At 50.5% G+C, this 15,174-nt stretch carries 16 protein-coding genes and 1 pseudogene; 9 read left to right on the forward strand and 8 right to left on the reverse strand.

What is annotated here, in order from left to right; genetic code table 11:
* Nucleotides 1-40 precede the first annotated feature (40 nt).
* Both WC903_06010 and WC903_06015 read right to left on the reverse strand, forming a co-directional pair.
* The gene (locus tag WC903_06010) at nt 41-424 is read right to left on the reverse strand and encodes an ASCH domain-containing protein (GenBank protein ID MFA5893489.1); all 384 of its coding nucleotides are present in this window, start codon (nt 422-424) and stop codon (nt 41-43) included.
* Entirely contained in the window at nt 402-1,928 is a 1,527-nt protein-coding gene (locus tag WC903_06015) for a hypothetical protein (protein MFA5893490.1), read from the reverse strand. Before WC903_06015 ends, WC903_06010 begins: the two co-directional genes overlap by 23 nt.
* 114 nt (nt 1,929-2,042) lie before the next feature.
* Here WC903_06015 and WC903_06020 point away from each other — a divergent pair, with 114 nt between their 5' ends.
* The gene (locus tag WC903_06020; GenBank protein ID MFA5893491.1) at nt 2,043-2,783 is read left to right on the forward strand and encodes an FRG domain-containing protein; all 741 of its coding nucleotides are present in this window, start codon (nt 2,043-2,045) and stop codon (nt 2,781-2,783) included.
* Nucleotides 2,784-2,832: 49 nt separating this feature from the next.
* Here WC903_06020 and WC903_06025 read toward each other — a convergent pair whose 3' ends face one another.
* From WC903_06025 to WC903_06040, 4 genes are all read right to left on the reverse strand, one after another.
* The gene (locus WC903_06025) at nt 2,833-3,225 is read right to left on the reverse strand and encodes a copper resistance protein NlpE (protein MFA5893492.1); all 393 of its coding nucleotides are present in this window, start codon (nt 3,223-3,225) and stop codon (nt 2,833-2,835) included.
* 5 nt (nt 3,226-3,230) lie between these two features.
* Nucleotides 3,231-3,713, reverse strand: a complete 483-nt coding sequence (locus WC903_06030) for a hypothetical protein (GenBank protein MFA5893493.1) — start codon at nt 3,711-3,713, stop codon at nt 3,231-3,233.
* Between the two features lie 10 nt (nt 3,714-3,723).
* Nucleotides 3,724-4,206 carry a hypothetical protein gene (locus WC903_06035; protein MFA5893494.1) on the reverse strand — a complete coding sequence of 161 codons (483 nt, stop codon included), beginning with the start codon at nt 4,204-4,206 and terminating at the stop codon, nt 3,724-3,726.
* A 129-nt stretch (nt 4,207-4,335) separates the two neighbouring features.
* Nucleotides 4,336-5,454 carry an alpha/beta fold hydrolase gene (locus WC903_06040; protein ID MFA5893495.1) on the reverse strand — a complete coding sequence of 373 codons (1,119 nt, stop codon included), beginning with the start codon at nt 5,452-5,454 and terminating at the stop codon, nt 4,336-4,338.
* Nucleotides 5,455-5,533: 79 nt separating this feature from the next.
* On the opposite strand from WC903_06040, the pseudogene WC903_06045 reads away from it, so the two are divergent.
* From WC903_06045 to WC903_06075, 7 genes and pseudogenes are all read left to right on the forward strand, one after another.
* Nucleotides 5,534-5,671 (forward strand): annotated as a pseudogene (locus tag WC903_06045) (tRNA (adenosine(37)-N6)-threonylcarbamoyltransferase complex transferase subunit TsaD).
* Between the two features lie 71 nt (nt 5,672-5,742).
* Complete coding sequence (locus tag WC903_06050) at nt 5,743-6,297, forward strand: nucleotidyltransferase domain-containing protein (protein ID MFA5893496.1); 555 nt, start codon at nt 5,743-5,745, stop codon at nt 6,295-6,297.
* Complete coding sequence (locus WC903_06055) at nt 6,287-6,691, forward strand: hypothetical protein (protein ID MFA5893497.1); 405 nt, start codon at nt 6,287-6,289, stop codon at nt 6,689-6,691. The genes WC903_06050 and WC903_06055 overlap by 11 nt, the downstream gene beginning before the upstream one ends.
* Nucleotides 6,692-6,693: 2 nt before the next feature.
* Nucleotides 6,694-7,743, forward strand: coding sequence for a tRNA (adenosine(37)-N6)-threonylcarbamoyltransferase complex transferase subunit TsaD (gene tsaD / locus WC903_06060; GenBank protein MFA5893498.1), 1,050 nt, complete (start codon nt 6,694-6,696; stop codon nt 7,741-7,743).
* 38 nt (nt 7,744-7,781) lie between these two features.
* Nucleotides 7,782-8,060, forward strand: a complete 279-nt coding sequence (gene gatC / locus WC903_06065; GenBank protein MFA5893499.1) for an Asp-tRNA(Asn)/Glu-tRNA(Gln) amidotransferase subunit GatC — start codon at nt 7,782-7,784, stop codon at nt 8,058-8,060.
* 78 nt (nt 8,061-8,138) lie between these two features.
* Complete coding sequence (gatA, locus tag WC903_06070; protein ID MFA5893500.1) at nt 8,139-9,590, forward strand: Asp-tRNA(Asn)/Glu-tRNA(Gln) amidotransferase subunit GatA; 1,452 nt, start codon at nt 8,139-8,141, stop codon at nt 9,588-9,590.
* Nucleotides 9,563-11,035, forward strand: coding sequence for a hypothetical protein (locus tag WC903_06075; GenBank protein MFA5893501.1), 1,473 nt, complete (start codon nt 9,563-9,565; stop codon nt 11,033-11,035). Before gatA ends, WC903_06075 begins: the two co-directional genes overlap by 28 nt.
* A 2-nt stretch (nt 11,036-11,037) precedes the next feature.
* Here WC903_06075 and WC903_06080 read toward each other — a convergent pair whose 3' ends face one another.
* On the reverse strand, nt 11,038-12,033 hold the full coding sequence (locus tag WC903_06080; GenBank protein MFA5893502.1) for a hypothetical protein: 996 nt from the start codon (nt 12,031-12,033) through the stop codon (nt 11,038-11,040).
* A 33-nt stretch (nt 12,034-12,066) separates the two neighbouring features.
* On the opposite strand from WC903_06080, the gene gatB reads away from it, so the two are divergent.
* A complete protein-coding gene (gene gatB, locus WC903_06085; protein ID MFA5893503.1) occupies nt 12,067-13,509 on the forward strand; it encodes an Asp-tRNA(Asn)/Glu-tRNA(Gln) amidotransferase subunit GatB in 1,443 nt (480 codons plus the stop codon).
* 1 nt (nt 13,510) lies between these two features.
* Here gatB and WC903_06090 read toward each other — a convergent pair whose 3' ends face one another.
* Nucleotides 13,511-15,130 carry a hypothetical protein gene (locus WC903_06090; protein ID MFA5893504.1) on the reverse strand — a complete coding sequence of 540 codons (1,620 nt, stop codon included), beginning with the start codon at nt 15,128-15,130 and terminating at the stop codon, nt 13,511-13,513.
* Nucleotides 15,131-15,174: the final 44 nt, after the last annotated feature.

Consider the following 15,174-nt stretch of genomic DNA (forward strand, 5'->3'; position numbering starts at 1 on the left):
AGTATCCGCCTGGACATCAATAGTGAGGTAAAATTCGGGGCTAGTTTTCCGTCGCGCCTAAATAAGCGAACGATTGTGGCGGGCATATGCCATACTTGGATTTAATATCATACGACTCTTCATACTTAATATAATTTTTTATTTTAATCGCATATCCGGTTTCCTTCCCGCAAAAATAGTCATGAAAATAATCCATTGATATTCCCGCGAACATTTTAGTGTTTTCCCACAAAGAATGTAAATCATCTGATATTATTGATTCTATTTCGAATTCCCCGATCACCCTCCCCACTGGTGCTGACGCGTAAACGACGACTCGATTTACGCCCTTCCTTTTAAATATCGCTCGCCTAAATTCATACTTTTTTTCCCCGCAAAATATCTTGTCAGCATATTCCGGCTTAATGGATAATAATACTTTCATTTGTTTTCGTCTCCTTTAGGATTAGATTAAGTTGATCTTTGCTAATTCGTGCAAACCCCCTTGGCGCCGAATCAATATCTTTTATAATTTTTAAGTCTATTAGCTCCTTCAGGTTTAATCGCCTAGGGAATGAGTATGCACAAAGGAAATATACTACAAATGGGCGCCTCCCAGGGTTATAGTTCCACCATCCTGACAGCTCCTCTCGCGTAAATACACTTCGCTTCCCACACAATTCAATAAATCTTTCTTCATTTTCGATGTTGTCCTTCACCCCTTCGATTATACCGATTGTAGTAATTACAGACTTGAAATATCCCCCGGTTCTATAGAATACGATTAAGTCCCCTCTTCTTATGTTCCTTTCGATTGATCTGCTTATGTAAACCTTACTAATCGCGTTACGAAATGGCTTGTCACCTTCGTAGTCCTCGGGCAATTCTGTTCGAAGGATCGAATCAGGCAAGAGAGTGGTATGATATTCTGGATATATTGGAGTGATAAATATATTATTGTCTGCCGAAATATAAGGGAAAGTAATTTTGGGCGCAGTGGGATTAAACTTTGGCGTAAAATCACGCACACACACCTCCTCCACGTCCCTGCAACTTGATGATTTTTTGTAACCATAATGATTGAAACCGAATTTCCTTAATAATTCTTTCAATCTCAACCTTTCAATACGCTCGTCGCAAATAGTCACATATATTTCTTCGGCCTTAAATAGTAGCGCGTGGTCAAAGACAATTTTCAAGAACCGTTCTCCCAAATTAAACCCATTTGCGGCCACCTTAAATGTGCCGATTTTTAATCTTTTTTTACTGGCAAAAGCCGGTTCGATATCCGGGTATTTTTCCCCCTTATTCTCTATTTTGATGTATAAAAAAGCTAATATTTTCTCATCCTGCATACAAACATACGCATCATCTTCTGATTTTCTATTAAACCAATCATCGAATCCGGGATAATCTTGTCTTAATGAATCAAAAAATTCATCTCTAATGTTTAAGTTGCCGAAATGCTCTTTTCTTACAGATAAAACCTTATAATTTATCAATGATGGATTCTCAGCTCTGACTCTTGCCAAAAACCCATCGATTGTAAAAACCGATGATGCTAGGCCAAGCCGGATCGCCTTATCATGAACACCACCATCTTCACTAATTAACAGGTCGACCCTTTTATTCATCAACTCATTCAACAACAAAGAATCATTAGTATCATTCTCGTTTTTGTCTAGCGGGAAACAGAGAGATTCAATCAATGGGTGGATAGGCGCTTTAGTTCGTAATACCGTATAACTTCCCAGCTTAATAAGAAAAGCTTTTACTGTTTTTGGGTCACGATGTTTTTCAATTTCCTCAACCGAAAGTGGGTGCGCACATTTAACAAAGTGCAAATCATCAAGCCATTTGAATAAAATGCCGATATCTGGGTCGACTGGGGTCGTTGCCTCTCGATGAATGATAATATTCGTATCGAGTAAGACTTTTTTCCCTGTCATTTATAGCCGAATTCTACGCTCTTTACAGGAAATAGCAAGCTCGGCCCTGAGTTCTATTGACAAGCAAATATAGCGGTGGGAGAATCTCCCCTGAACCTATTTTTGGGTAATAACATGACAAAGAACAAAAGAGCGTTTAAATTTCTTAGCGATTACATTAGACATTTAGAAAATGTAATTGATGAGAATGGACTAACCTTATTTCGGGGATTGGGCAAGGACTACCCTCTAGTACCTCGAATTGCAAGGATATTACTTAAAAACCCTCTTACAGCGACAGAAAATAGAATGATGAGGGATTTTCAATTAAAAAGCAGACCCTTCTTATCTATTGTTCCAAATTCTAGCTGGGATTGGTTAGCCTTGGCCCAACATCATGGATTACCAACCAGGTTAATGGACTGGACTAACAATCCGCTTGCCGCGTTATGGTTTGCCGTAAAGGATCCTCCTATAAATAATAATGATGGCATTGTTTGGATGTTCAACGTCAATAAAGCTGATGTCCTTTCAGAAGACGAGAAAAAAACACTTAGCCCCAATCGTAACGGTCAAACAAGAATTTTTCAGCCAAACCATATCGCCGACCGCATTGCGAACCAAGGCGCATGGTTCACGGTCCATAAGTATAATTTTAGTAGAACGACACATAACGGATTTGTCCCATTAGAGAACATGAAACGATATAAGCACTGTTTGACGCGATACCGAATTCCAGCAAAATATTTTTATGACATTCGATTTCATCTCGACTTGTGTGGTTTTAACCATGCGTCATTATTCCCTGGGTTAGACGGCCTATGTAAACATTTATCTTGGTATCATTCTCTGCTAGAAGATGAAATAGACAAGTAAACACTTCATCGTTTTTATTGCCCACACCATTCCAACCGTCACAACGGCACTACTTCTTCCCCAGCGTCAAATTCATCGGACAATCGATCATCTTCAGCTCTTTATCGATAACCACGATATGATCGGCGTCTTTTTGGAGGAAATTGTAGATATCCTGCGGCTTGTCGTAGTTTAGCTGGATAACCGCCCTGCCCTGGGAAGCATGTTTTTGCCATTTGCCGATAGAAGTGAAAGTTTTATCCCCATCCCGGGTGGCCAGGTAGGTTTCCTTGAGAAAATAAGTGCCGTTCGGGTATAAGGTCAATTCGGTCTTGAGGCCGGCGCAATCGGCGCCGGGGAGGACCCCTTCATATGTCGTCCCCGAACCTTGGCCGTTGAAGATGAAGAAGCCAACTCCCAAGATCAGGACAAGCGCTGCGATCCCCCAGCTCCATTTTGGCATGGCGGTCAGAAATAAATGTGCACGCCGAGATTGCTGTTCAGGAAATAAAGCCAGGTCGTCCGGCTCCCGGCCGACATCTGGCTAAGGTAAGTGGCGAAAAATACCTTGCCGTCCAGCGCGACATGATCGTTAATAAAGACCTCGCCGCCGACAAAAGGATTGAACGCCACCCGGTCAAAAGAGACGCCGGCACTAGAGCCCTGATTGTCCTGGACCGTCGTGCCGATCTCGAGCAGGGTGTTCGGATAGACCTCGCGAACATAAAAAAGCCCCAGCGCGAGGTTGTCAATATTGCTGTCAGCCTGGCCGCTCTGCGTGCTGTTAGAGTAAAAGACGCTAAGATCTAACCCAAAATTGTTGTTCACGAAGCCCCGAACACTTAAAGAGGTAGCCCGCAGGCCGACCCCGGTCTTGCCGCCCAGCTCCAGCGCCAGCGACGTGCCGGCCAGTAACGTGACCAGGAGCAGAAGCAAACACGCTTTTTTCATGAATTTCTCCCTATAAATAAATGTGCGCGCCGAGCTCGCCGGTCAGGACGTTAAGCGCAGTCGACCTGGACCCGGCTTCCATCTGGCTGCTGTAAGCGCCAAAGAAGACCTTGCCGTCCAGTCCAACGTGGTCATTGATAAAGCACTCCGCTCCGATGAACGGATCGAGCTCGAGGCCGCTGTAAAAGGTGCCGGCATCGTACCCCTGCCACCCCAGCACATTCACGCCGATCTCAAGCAGTGTATTGGGGTAGATCTCCCACGCCCTAAAACAGCCGAGCGAATAATCGTATTCGGTGCTGTCCTGCTGGCCGCTCCGGGTCCTGTTAAAATAACTGGCCGTTACATCGAAGCCCAGATTATTGTTCACGAAGCGCCGGACCGAAAAGCCGCTAACCTGCAGGCCGAGCCCGGTTTTACCGCCAAGCTCCATCGCCATCGACATGCCGGCCAGCAACGTAACCAGGAGCAGAAGCAAACCTGCCTTTTTCATCAACGATCCCTCCTTATGGGATTCAAACTGCGCTAATACTAGCGCCGCAGTCAGCCGAATGCAAGAGGAACTCTTCGCCGCCCCAAAAAAAGTGAGGGCGAGTTATCGATTAAAGCAGAAAACAGTGGATCACCGGCGATGGGCGATCAGCCAATCCAAGCTCCTTTCCCAAACCTCACCTTCCGCGTTATTACCAATGACCAGATCGTTGTGCCCGCTCCCTTTGATGACCACAAAATTCGTCTCAGCTTGAGGCGTCAAGGCTTTTTGGGCCAGGCGGACGCTTTCCGGCGGAGCCAATTTATCCTTTTCGCCGGCAATAAATAAACAGTTCGGCCGCTCCCCTCGCCTGCTTCTCAAACCGGCATAGTAATCAAAATCCCCGCCTAATGAAACAAACCCCTCGCGAATGAATTGACTATATGAGTTTTCCAGGCCGGAAGGGATCGGCTCAACGATTCTGGCAAAAAAAGCGCGCAAAGTCTTATGTTTTACATTATCTGGTTCATATAAAAAATCAAACTGCCTGCTTTTTAAGGCTCGATCCGGCAATAAAGCGGCCAGACTGGCAAAGAGATGGAGTTTGGCCGAAAGAGTCCCGCCGATCGTTTGTTCTTCCGCTCCTAAAATCTTTGAGAACCGGTTTATATTAGCGATCAAACGAGCCAAAGAAAGAGTAATGCGAATTGGGCTGCCGATCGCCACCAAATTGCCGATCCGATCGTCACCGTATTTTGCCAGATAGGCATAAGCCAGCATCCCGCCCATGCTAAAACCGACCCAGGAAAGGCGCTCGGTCCCCGCGTCTTTAGCTACCAGGTCGAGGACCAGCGGCAAATCAAGATTGACCATTTGGTCAAAATTCAAAGCGGGCGACACATTATAACGTTTACCGTAATAAACGCTCTCGGGGCAATGGCGGGAGACAAAACGGTTATAAACCAGCTCCGAACTTGGGTAATGCCAAAGATAAACCGCGAACCCCTGACTGGCCAACAAATTAGCAAAAGACCTGGCATGATCAAAAGTCAGGATCTGGCCGTTATCCGTTCTTAAACGGAAAAGATTGCCGTTACAGGCGATCCCTGGGGCCATAATGACCGGTCCCAGCCGCGGCTTCCAGGCGGCGGTGGTGGTGATCTTTTTTACGAAGACTTCCCGTCCACCCTGGTTCGCGAACAGGCTTTTGCCCGTTAAATAATACGGACTGGTCAACCGTGAATGATCTTTAGGAGCAATGATTGTCATATCACTATGACTTCGCTGAAAATAACCGGGGATTTCAAGGGGATTGCCAAGCCGCTGTTCGCCATGTCATTGCAGTTAAATAAATGTCCTAGCCATCGAAACATCATGCGACGAGACCTCCGCTTCTGTAGTAAAAGACGGGAGCGAAGTTTTGTCGAACGTCATCTCTTCCCAGGTCGAATTCCACAAAAAATACGGCGGGATCGTGCCGGTGGTTTGCTTCCCCCAAGCGATTAATTGACTTCTCCGGTGTAATATATTACACTTATCGGTGTAAGGCCAAACAATATGATCTCCCTGAAATCAGAAATAACACAGCAAGTATTGAACTATTTTTTCCTGAACCCGCAGGAAAGCCTTTATATCAATGAGCTGGCCAGGCAGCTTTCCCTTGACAAAAGGAACCTGGTAAAAAAGATCAAAGAGCTGGAAAATGATGGTCTTTTGATCAGCTGGTCGCGCGGCAATCTGAAGCTTTACGCCATTAACCGAAAGTTCCCCTTATACAAGGAGTACAAAAACATTGTGCTCAAAACAGTCGGCTTTGAAAAAGAACTTAAAGACGTTCTTAAAGGAACGGCCGGCGCCGAGAAAGCCTATATTTACGGCTCATATGCGAGGGATAAAATGGACGCTCACAGCGACATTGATCTTCTGGTTATCGGCAACCACGGGGTTGTTCTGCTGCAAAGAAAGATTTCACGCCTCCAGAAAAAAATTGGCCGTGAAATAAATGCCGTGAATATGAGCGCCGGGGAGTTCAGGAAACGCAGGGCAAACCAAGACCCTTTCCTTCAAAACATTTTAAAAAACAAATATATTGAGATCAAAAATGAAATTTGATAACAAATATTTCAGCCAGCATGATTTCCCCAAGGCGCAGATCGAGAAAAACCTTGGCAATGCCATTAAAGACTTGAATATCGCTAAAAAAGACAATATTTTAGATGTAAAATTTAATTACGCTTACTCCGCCCTATTAAAAACCGGCCTCACTTTATTGAGCCAACAACAGATCAAAATAAAAAGCGCGCCCGGACATCACATCAAGATCATTGAAGCAATGGCTGAATTATTAAAAGATGATTCGATCGCTGACGTTGGGAACGCCATGCGTTCAAAGCGAAACATTGATATGTATTCCGGCGGCATTGAAGTCACCAAAAAGGAATGCGAGGAATATATTGATTTTGTTGATAAGATTGTTGTTCAAGTAAAAGCTTTTCTCGCTTTTTAAATATGCTTATCCTCGCCATCGAAACCTCCTGCGACGAAACCGCGGCGGCCGTGGTCCGTGACGGCCAGGCCGTCCTCTCGAGCGTCATCTCCTCCCAGATCGATTTCCACCGGAAATACGGCGGGATCGTGCCGGAGGTCGCCGCCCGGAAACATATCGAGGTCATAACGCCGGTCATCCAGGAGGCGATTTCAATCGCCGGTGTCGGCTTTAAGGAGATCGACGCCGTCGCCGTCACTTACGGCCCCGGCCTGATCGGTTCGCTGATCGTCGGCCTCTCCGCCGCCAAAGCGATCGCCTGGTCACTTGGCAAACCACTGATCGGAGTGAACCACCTTGAGGGTCACATCTACGCTAACTTCTTAACTTCCAACTTCAAACCTCAAACTTCAAAACAAATTATAAATCCAAAATCAGAAATTCCAAACTTTCCATTCATTTGTCTTCTGGTCTCCGGCGGCCACACCATGATAATAAAAGTGAATGGTCACGGGCAGTACGAAACCATTGGGCGGACTCGCGATGACGCCGCGGGGGAAGCTTTCGACAAGGTCGCCCGTTTTCTCAAACTCGGTTACCCCGGCGGCCCAATCATCGATAAATTAGCTAAAGAAGGAAACCCCAAGGCAATTAACTTTACCCGCCCTATGCTAAATGATGGGTACGACTTCTCGTTTAGCGGGATCAAGACTGCTGTAGTCAACTTTGGTACCAGGTACCAGGTACCAGGTACCAGGGTCGAAGATGTCGCAGCGTCGTTCCAGCAAGCCGTCGTCGACGTCCTAGTCGAGAAGACAGTCCGGGCCGCGCTTGACCACGGTTGCCGGACGGTTACAATCGCCGGCGGGGTCTCGGCTAACTCCCAGCTCCGCCAGGAGCTAATGACCAAAGGCAAAGCAGCCGGACTCAACGTCATCATCCTACCGTTCGAGTACTGCACCGACAACGCCGCCATGATCGCCTGCGCCGGTTATTACAAATTCATTAATTCGTCATTAGACATTAGTCATTCGTCATTTTCCCTAGCCCCCGTTGCCAGTCTCAAGTTGTAGCGCTTGCCCCGAGAATATCGAGGGGTTATAATGGCTCCATGAAGATCGATGTGGAGCATGTCGCCCGGCTCGCCCGGCTCGGTTTAACCGAAGAAGAAAAAGCGCTCTTTTCCCAACAGCTCTCCGCCATCCTCGACTTTGCCGCCAGCTTGCAAAAGCTTGAGACTGGCGACCTGCCGCCGACCGCCCACGCCATCCCGATGAAGAACATCTTCCGCGAAGATGAAGCTATCCCTTGCGAAAATGTCGATGATATTCTGGCAAATGCGCCTGAGGAAGAGGAACATATGTTCAAGGTACCTAAAATACTGGAATAAATGTAGGGACAACCCTTGTGGTTGTCCGAAATAAACGGACAGGGACAAGCCCTGTCCCTACATTTTCCAACATAAGCCATGTACACAAAAACAGCCCACGAACTTTGTAATGTCCTCTCCGAACGGAAGATAAGCTCCGTTGAATTGACCGGCCTGGTCCTGGCCAGGATCGAACAGGTCGAACCGCGGATCAAGGCGTTCGTCAGCTGGGACCAAGAGGCCGCGCTGGCCCAGGCTTACGCCGCCGATGAAAGGTTGAAGAGCGGCCAGGGGGTTACCCCGCTAACCGGTATCCCGATCGCCGTCAAAGACAACATGTGCACTCGCGGGGTCACCACGACCTGCGGCTCCAAGATACTTAGTAACTACCTCCCGCCGTATGACGGCACAGTCGTAGCCAAACTGAAGGCGGCCGGCGCGGTCATCGTCGGCAAAACGAACATGGACGAGTTCGCCATGGGCTCCTCGACCGAGAACTCCGCTTTCCATCCCACTCATAATCCGTGGGATACCGGCACCGTCCCCGGCGGCTCGTCCGGCGGTTCGGCCGCGGCGGTCGCCGCGCATGAAGCGATCCTGGCGACCGGTTCGGACACCGGCGGCTCGATCCGGCAACCGGCCGCTTTCTGCGGCGTGGTCGGGCTAAAACCGACCTACGGCCTGGTCTCCCGCTATGGGCTGGTCGCTTTCGCCTCATCGCTCGACCAGATCGGCCCGCTGACTAAAGATGTCGCCGACTCGGCTTTGCTGCTGAACGCGATCGCCGGCCATGATCCGAAAGACTCGACCTCGGTCAACCAACCGGTCCCCGATTACCTCGGGGCACTTCAGACCGATATCAAGCGCCGCCGGGTCGGCCTGATCAAGGAATTAATGGGGGCTGGGATCGCCCCCGAAGTCAAAGCGGCGGTCAAAGCGGCCGCCGACAAATTGTCCAACCTTGGGGCGGAGATCAGCGAGGTCTCGCTCCCCTCTTTCGAACACGCGGTCGCCACCTATTATCTGATCGCCCCGGCTGAAGCGAGCTCGAACCTCGCCCGCTATGACGGGGTTAAATATGGCCAGAGGTCCAAAGAGGCCAAAGACCTGATCTCAATGTATTACAACACCCGCCGGGAAGGTTTTGGCCCCGAAGTGAAGCGCCGGATCATGCTCGGCACTTACGCCCTCTCCGCCGGCTACTACGACGCTTACTATTTGAAAGCACTTAAGGTCCGGACGCTGATCAAGCAGGATTTCGATCGGGCGTTCAGCGGCTGCGACGCGCTTATTTCCCCGACCGCCCCGACCGTCGCCTTCAAGCTCGGCGAAAAGACAGCCGACCCGCTCGCCATGTACCTCTCCGACATCGCCACCATCCCGGTCAACCTGGCCGGCCTCCCGGCCATTTCTCTCCCCTGCGGCTTCAGCGGCAACCTGCCGATCGGCTTGCAGATCATCGGCCCGGCTTTCGCCGAAGAGACGCTCCTCCGCCTCGCGTTCGCCTACGAACAAGGAACTGAATGGCACATAAAAAAAGCACCGCTCTGATCCTCGGGCTGGCCCTGACCGGACTGGCGGCCTGCGCCGCCCTGGCCGCCAGCCAGGCTGACATCAAGAAATTCCCGCCGGTCTCCGGCGAGATCTACGGCCAGGCCTCACCCAGCGTCCGCTCGATCACGGTCAACGGCAAACCGGTCTCCTTCGACTCCGGCCAGAACTTCAAGGCGGCCGTCAATCTCCGGCCGGGAGAAAAATATCTTGTCCTCAAGATCAATTACGAGGGATTGCGCATCATTAAAAAATACCTGATCTTAAGGAAGACCGCGATCAAGAAGTTCAAGGTCTTCGTCCCTAAAGAGAAGATCGAGAAGGATGTCCAGGCGTCAAAACGGGCCCGGGCGGCCGAGCTGAAAACGCAAAGGGGAGAACAGGCCAGACAGCGGGCCCTGCAAGCCCTGGCCAAGCAAGAACGGGCCAGGGTCCTCCAGGCCGAGCGGGAAAATAACTGGCTGAAGAAGGTCCCCTCACCCAAATTCTATGCCAAGGAATTCCGGGGGAGCAACGAAGTGCTCGCCCTTAACCAGGCGGTGGTGGGCGATAATTACGGACTCCCCTTCAAGACGCCGATCGATTCGGTCACCCGGCTCAATGAATTGCTGAAAGTGACCAATTTTTACGAACTGGGCAGAAAGAAACATCCGAACGCCCCGCTCTCGCCGCAAGCCAGGGCCCTGGTCGAGGAAACCGCCGCTTACCGGGGGCGACCCTTTGAGCAGCTCTCCCCTTACCAGCAAAAGAAGGTCCTCCTCCTGAACCGCCTGTTGCTGGAAGCGTTCTATCCCTCTGTCCCCCAGCGGGATACCTGGTGGGTGGCGACGCCGAAAACAAAAGAAGAAGCTAAATGGCTGAAAGCGGTCCCTTCGCCGAAATATTACGCCAGCGAGTTCACCGGGGGAACGGCCGAGGTCGCCGCCCTCAACGAATTGATCGCCCGGGACAACTACGGTCTGCCGTTCCGCGCCCCGCTCGACTCGGTTGACCGGCTGAACGAACTGTTACAGACGCCGAACTTCTATGAGTTGACCCAAAAGAAGAACAAGGTCTTTGTCCCCTCGCCGCTCCTGGCCGCCCTGATCAAGGAGACGGCCGACTACCGTAACCTCCCCTTCTGGAAGCTTGATCCGGTCCGGCAGAAAAAGATCCGGCTGTTGAACCGCCTCCTCCTTTCAACCCTCTATCCGGAAGCGCCGCAGCGGGCCGCCTGGGGGATCACCGCGGCGGAAATGCCGCTCCCCAAGGTCAAGGAATATCTCTATGTCTGGGAATTCAGTGAAGGGAAGCTCCTCATCGCCAAGGAGACCAAAGGGAAATACTCGGCCGAGGTCTATCTCCCGGTCTCCCAGGAATGGCTTGACCTGCGCGGCATCAGCGAAGCGGAGCTCCGCCAGCTGATCGAGAAACCGGTCAAAACCTTTAAACCTAAGAAAAAATAGATCTATTTTCTTCCCAAGCTTCTTAATTTCCCAATTGCCCCAGCCGCCACCACATCGTCATCGTCCTTCAGCAAACCTGTTAAAATTTTGAAATAAGTAACAGAGTGGGGATCAAGTTTGTCGGTGACTTTTTCTCTGGCTGCCCAATAGCCGCGGTTCGCCGCCCCATACCTTAATAAGTCGAACTCCGAATTAAAAGACCCCCTGCCGTTTAAGACGTCATATGCATTCCTGGCAATACTTCTTTCGGCATCCAATAAAGCAAAAAGACAACCAGTTGATGTGTCCGGAGATCTTGCGGCCTCGTCTTTTAATTCTTGATGGCAGCTTTTCGCTGCCGCGTCCATAATTTTATTTTTAGCGACATTCCCTCTTTTAATTAAATTCTCAAATGCTCCTATTGCCACCTCTCTGCTGGCATCGACTCTTACGCGTTTCAGAAGAACGTCAACTGGCGTAACTGACGATCCTGCCGCTGCCCCCCTGATGCTCGAATTAGGGCTGTTACTCGCCATCTCCATAAGCATGTCTTCATCAACGATCTCCCTTCCCCTCAAAGTCTCTAACGCAGCCAAAGCCACGTCACTGTCAACCATACTATCTCCGATTAATTCAAAAAGGGTTCGGTTCGGCAGTCCGGAAATCGCGTTCTTTAATTCATCCAGGATTGACGTTGTCTCTTCTGCCGGTTTTTCTGTGATAAGCAATTTGGCTTGAGCCGCTCTAATGACCTCCTCGGAGCATTCTGATGCCGGCCTTCTACTTTCAAAACCGATAACCCCCTTGAGAGTTTCGCGGTCCAAGTGCCCGGATTCCACGGCGGCCAGTCTTAATTCTCGCTGTGGGCTCATTGCCCTTTTCTTGGCCGCCGCCAATTCTACTTGAACAATAATTCCAATTTTTCCCGTCCCCTTTACTCCGCTCATGTTCATATTCTCCTTTATTTTTTCCTTAACCTGTCGCCCATATTTATCAATAGTTCGGGCCGGTAATTTCACTATATTTCTGATAAAAATGTTATAATCAGGGTCATGAAATTCGAAACCGTGATTGGCCTCGAGACCCACGCCCAGCTTTTGACCAAAAGCAAGATGTTCTGCTCCTGCCCTAATCTCTTCGGCGACCAGCCGAACACCAATATCTGCCCGGTCTGCACCGGCCAGCCGGGGGTACTGCCAGTCATTAACAAACGAGCGGTCGAACTGGCGATCAAGACCGCCCTCGCCCTGAACTGTAAGATCGAGCCGCGGAATGTCTTCGCCCGCAAGCACTATTTCTATCCCGACCTGCCGAAGAACCTGCAAATATCCCAGTACGAACTCCCCCTGGCGACCGGCGGCTATTTAGAGATCGAAGTTGACGGGGTCAAAAGAAAGATCGGCATCACCCGCATCCATCTCGAAGAAGATGCCGGCAAGCTCGTCCACCTGGGAGCCGCCCGGATCATGGGGGCCGAAGCTTCGCTGGTCGATTACAACCGGACCGGCACCCCGCTGATGGAGATCGTCTCCGAGCCGGACCTCCGCTCCCCCCGGGAAGCGGCCGTCTATACCCAAACGCTGGCCAACATCCTCCGCTATCTTGAGGTCTGCGACGCCAAAATGGAGGAAGGGTCGCTCCGCTGCGATGCCAACCTCTCGCTCCGCCCGGTCGGCGAGAAAAAACTCGGCACCAAGAGCGAGATCAAGAACATGAATTCCTATAAGGCGATCGAAAAGGCGCTCCTCGCCGAGGAAAAGAGGCACGCCGAGATCCTCGAGGAAGGCGGCAAGATCGTCCAGGAGACCAGGTTCTTTGACGACGTGACCGAAACGACCACCGGGATGAGGAACAAAGAATTCGCCCACGATTACCGCTACTTCCCTGAACCGGACCTGGTCCCGATCGAACCGGCAGCCGAATGGGTCGAGGCGATCCGGCAAACTATCGGCGAACTCCCCTGGCAGCGGCAGTTCCGCTTCACCTCGGAGTTCAAGCTACCAGCTGAAATAGCGGCGATCCTCCTGGCCGACAAACCGATGGCTGATTTCCTCGACGCGACGGCCAAGCTCTACGATAAACCGGCGATCATTGCCAACTGGTTGGTCGGTGACCTGAACGGTTATCTTAATGAGAACAAATTAAAGATCTCCGCCCTGAAGTTTGTCCCGGCGCAACTAGCCGAATTGCTCCAATTGATCGAGGCCGGCACGCTAAGTAACAAGATAGCCAAAACTGTGTTGAGCGAAGTCTTAAAGACCGGCCAGCAGGTCAAAGACGTGATCGCCAAATCGGGCTTGACGCAGATCAGCAATGAGGATGAACTCAAAAAGATCGTTCAGGAAGTGATCGACAACAATCCAAAGCAAGTTGAACAGTTTAAGTCGGGCAAAGAAACAGTGATGATGTTCCTGGTCGGTCAAGTGATGAAGTTATCAAAAGGCCGGGCCAACCCGGCCTTAGCCAATCAGCTGCTCAAGGAAGCGCTCAAATAGTTTAGAGTTGGTCTAATTTGTCCAACAGTTTTTTATACCGATGAATATATCTCTGCCAGGCGGGGACGTTAGTAACAGGCTCGTTCCGGGTTTCGAAAAAGAAGCCTAGCTGTAAGATATAGGAAGCCCCTTTCCTTAATTTCGCCACTTTCTCTTCGCGGGTCAGCGTCGGATCGTATAATTTGGGCAACGCTTTTTGCAGTCCGTCGACCCGGCCCTTACACCTTATCAGCCACGGATCACGCATCTCATCCCGCAGAAATGTCTTAAGAAAATCGTCAAGCCGGCTTTCGATCCAACCAAGCCAGCGCGAGCTGGTCAATGATCTTGGATCGGCTAAGTTTTCAACGATCGAAACGGCAAAAGCCATTAAATGATCGATTATCTTTTTTTCCGCTTCCCGCTTAAGCTCCCCGATCCGTTTGGCCTGCACCGCTAAGACCTCCTGGCGCAAATTGAGCGAATCCTCCGCGACCCCCAGCAGGCTTTGCGCCAACCGGACCGCCTGATCGGAGCCGACCAGCGTAACGTGCAGCGCCGCTTCCAGCTCAACGCAGGCTTTATCTTTATGCCAGGCAAAGAACGAAGTGAAGCGCTCATGCAACTCCAGCAATTCCGGCCATTGACCGAGCGGATCGGCCGCGATCGCTTTGATCTGTTCCAGATAAACTTTATTGTCATCTAATTCCTGGGTGATCTTCTTCTGTTCCTTGCCGATCATGCTCAATAATTTAGCGGTCGAGACCCGGTGCGGGATCGATTCCCGGCGTAAAAGACCGCTCGGAGTCAGCCGATAGCCAACCTGGTTGACGATCCAATCTCCTTTGTGTTCACCAGTTTCGATCAGCGAGATCTTCCAGTTTTGGGCCGGGCGGGTGTAGCGCAAGCGCCTGACCATTAGTTCATCGAGTCGCTTGACCAAACGGCCGGTTAAATACTGCAGGCCGGTGTCGGCCGCAACATTGTTCCCTTTGCCCTGCAAACAATCGACCGCTTTTTGCAGGCTTTCCTTGTCCCGCTCGACGCTGAAAGGGAAATTACCTAGAAAAGATGAGAGGACTGTACAGACCTCCTGAAAAGGGTCGGCCGCGAGCGGCAGGCCCTGTTTCTTTCTGGCGGAGCGCTCTTCTCCAGCCTTATACAGTTCTACTCTGACCCGCAGGATCGTTTTATAAAGGAACAAAGCGGCGTATTCCGGGTCGCGGGCAAACGCTTTTTTCTCTTTATCAAAGGATGTTATTAATTCCGCCATTGGCTGAGGTTCGTAAGGGGTCGCTTTTGCGGCGCCATTTTTGGCGCGGGCCGCGCCGTTCCCTAAACGAGCCACCCCCTTCTCGTTAACCGAAAAAGCCAAAGCGGTCCCGGCTAACCCAGACGGTACGATGATCTTTTCTATCCGCCCGCCACGCTGGTGTAAAACTTCGATCGCCTTTTCGGTCGCCTGGGGATGCAAACTAGCCAGGGTTTCAAGATTGGCGCGTGAGCTATCGGTAATCGGAGCGGCGGTCCGCCGGATAAGATTCCCGACCGCGGTCCAATATTTTGGTTCAGCAGTAACTCTTTTTTCAATTCGCTGAAGCTGAAAATATCTCGATCTTAAGGTCTCCAATAGTGTTTTCATGATTATCTTTCGCCAGCTAGGCCGGAAAATTTCAGCTATGTTAT

This window comes from Candidatus Margulisiibacteriota bacterium (assembly GCA_041658645.1).
Lineage (GTDB): Bacteria > Margulisbacteria > WOR-1 > O2-12-FULL-45-9 > XYB2-FULL-48-7 > JBAZZV01.

What these genes read in the sequence shown, in the direction of transcription:
- WC903_06010 (MFA5893489.1), bottom strand. Translation starts at nt 424, where the DNA reads ATGAAAGTATTATTATCCATTAAGCCGGAATATGCTGACAAGATATTT.
- WC903_06015 (MFA5893490.1), bottom strand. Translation starts at nt 1,928, where the DNA reads ATGACAGGGAAAAAAGTCTTACTCGATACGAATATTATCATTCATCGA.
- WC903_06020 (MFA5893491.1), top strand. Translation starts at nt 2,043, where the DNA reads ATGACAAAGAACAAAAGAGCGTTTAAATTTCTTAGCGATTACATTAGA.
- WC903_06025 (MFA5893492.1), bottom strand. Translation starts at nt 3,225, where the DNA reads ATGCCAAAATGGAGCTGGGGGATCGCAGCGCTTGTCCTGATCTTGGGA.
- WC903_06030 (MFA5893493.1), bottom strand. Translation starts at nt 3,713, where the DNA reads ATGAAAAAAGCGTGTTTGCTTCTGCTCCTGGTCACGTTACTGGCCGGC.
- WC903_06035 (MFA5893494.1), bottom strand. Translation starts at nt 4,206, where the DNA reads ATGAAAAAGGCAGGTTTGCTTCTGCTCCTGGTTACGTTGCTGGCCGGC.
- WC903_06040 (MFA5893495.1), bottom strand. Translation starts at nt 5,454, where the DNA reads ATGACAATCATTGCTCCTAAAGATCATTCACGGTTGACCAGTCCGTAT.
- WC903_06050 (MFA5893496.1), top strand. Translation starts at nt 5,743, where the DNA reads ATGATCTCCCTGAAATCAGAAATAACACAGCAAGTATTGAACTATTTT.
- WC903_06055 (MFA5893497.1), top strand. Translation starts at nt 6,287, where the DNA reads ATGAAATTTGATAACAAATATTTCAGCCAGCATGATTTCCCCAAGGCG.
- tsaD (MFA5893498.1), top strand. Translation starts at nt 6,694, where the DNA reads ATGCTTATCCTCGCCATCGAAACCTCCTGCGACGAAACCGCGGCGGCC.
- gatC (MFA5893499.1), top strand. Translation starts at nt 7,782, where the DNA reads ATGAAGATCGATGTGGAGCATGTCGCCCGGCTCGCCCGGCTCGGTTTA.
- gatA (MFA5893500.1), top strand. Translation starts at nt 8,139, where the DNA reads ATGTACACAAAAACAGCCCACGAACTTTGTAATGTCCTCTCCGAACGG.
- WC903_06075 (MFA5893501.1), top strand. Translation starts at nt 9,563, where the DNA reads ATGGCACATAAAAAAAGCACCGCTCTGATCCTCGGGCTGGCCCTGACC.
- gatB (MFA5893503.1), top strand. Translation starts at nt 12,067, where the DNA reads ATGAAATTCGAAACCGTGATTGGCCTCGAGACCCACGCCCAGCTTTTG.
- WC903_06090 (MFA5893504.1), bottom strand. Translation starts at nt 15,130, where the DNA reads ATGAAAACACTATTGGAGACCTTAAGATCGAGATATTTTCAGCTTCAG.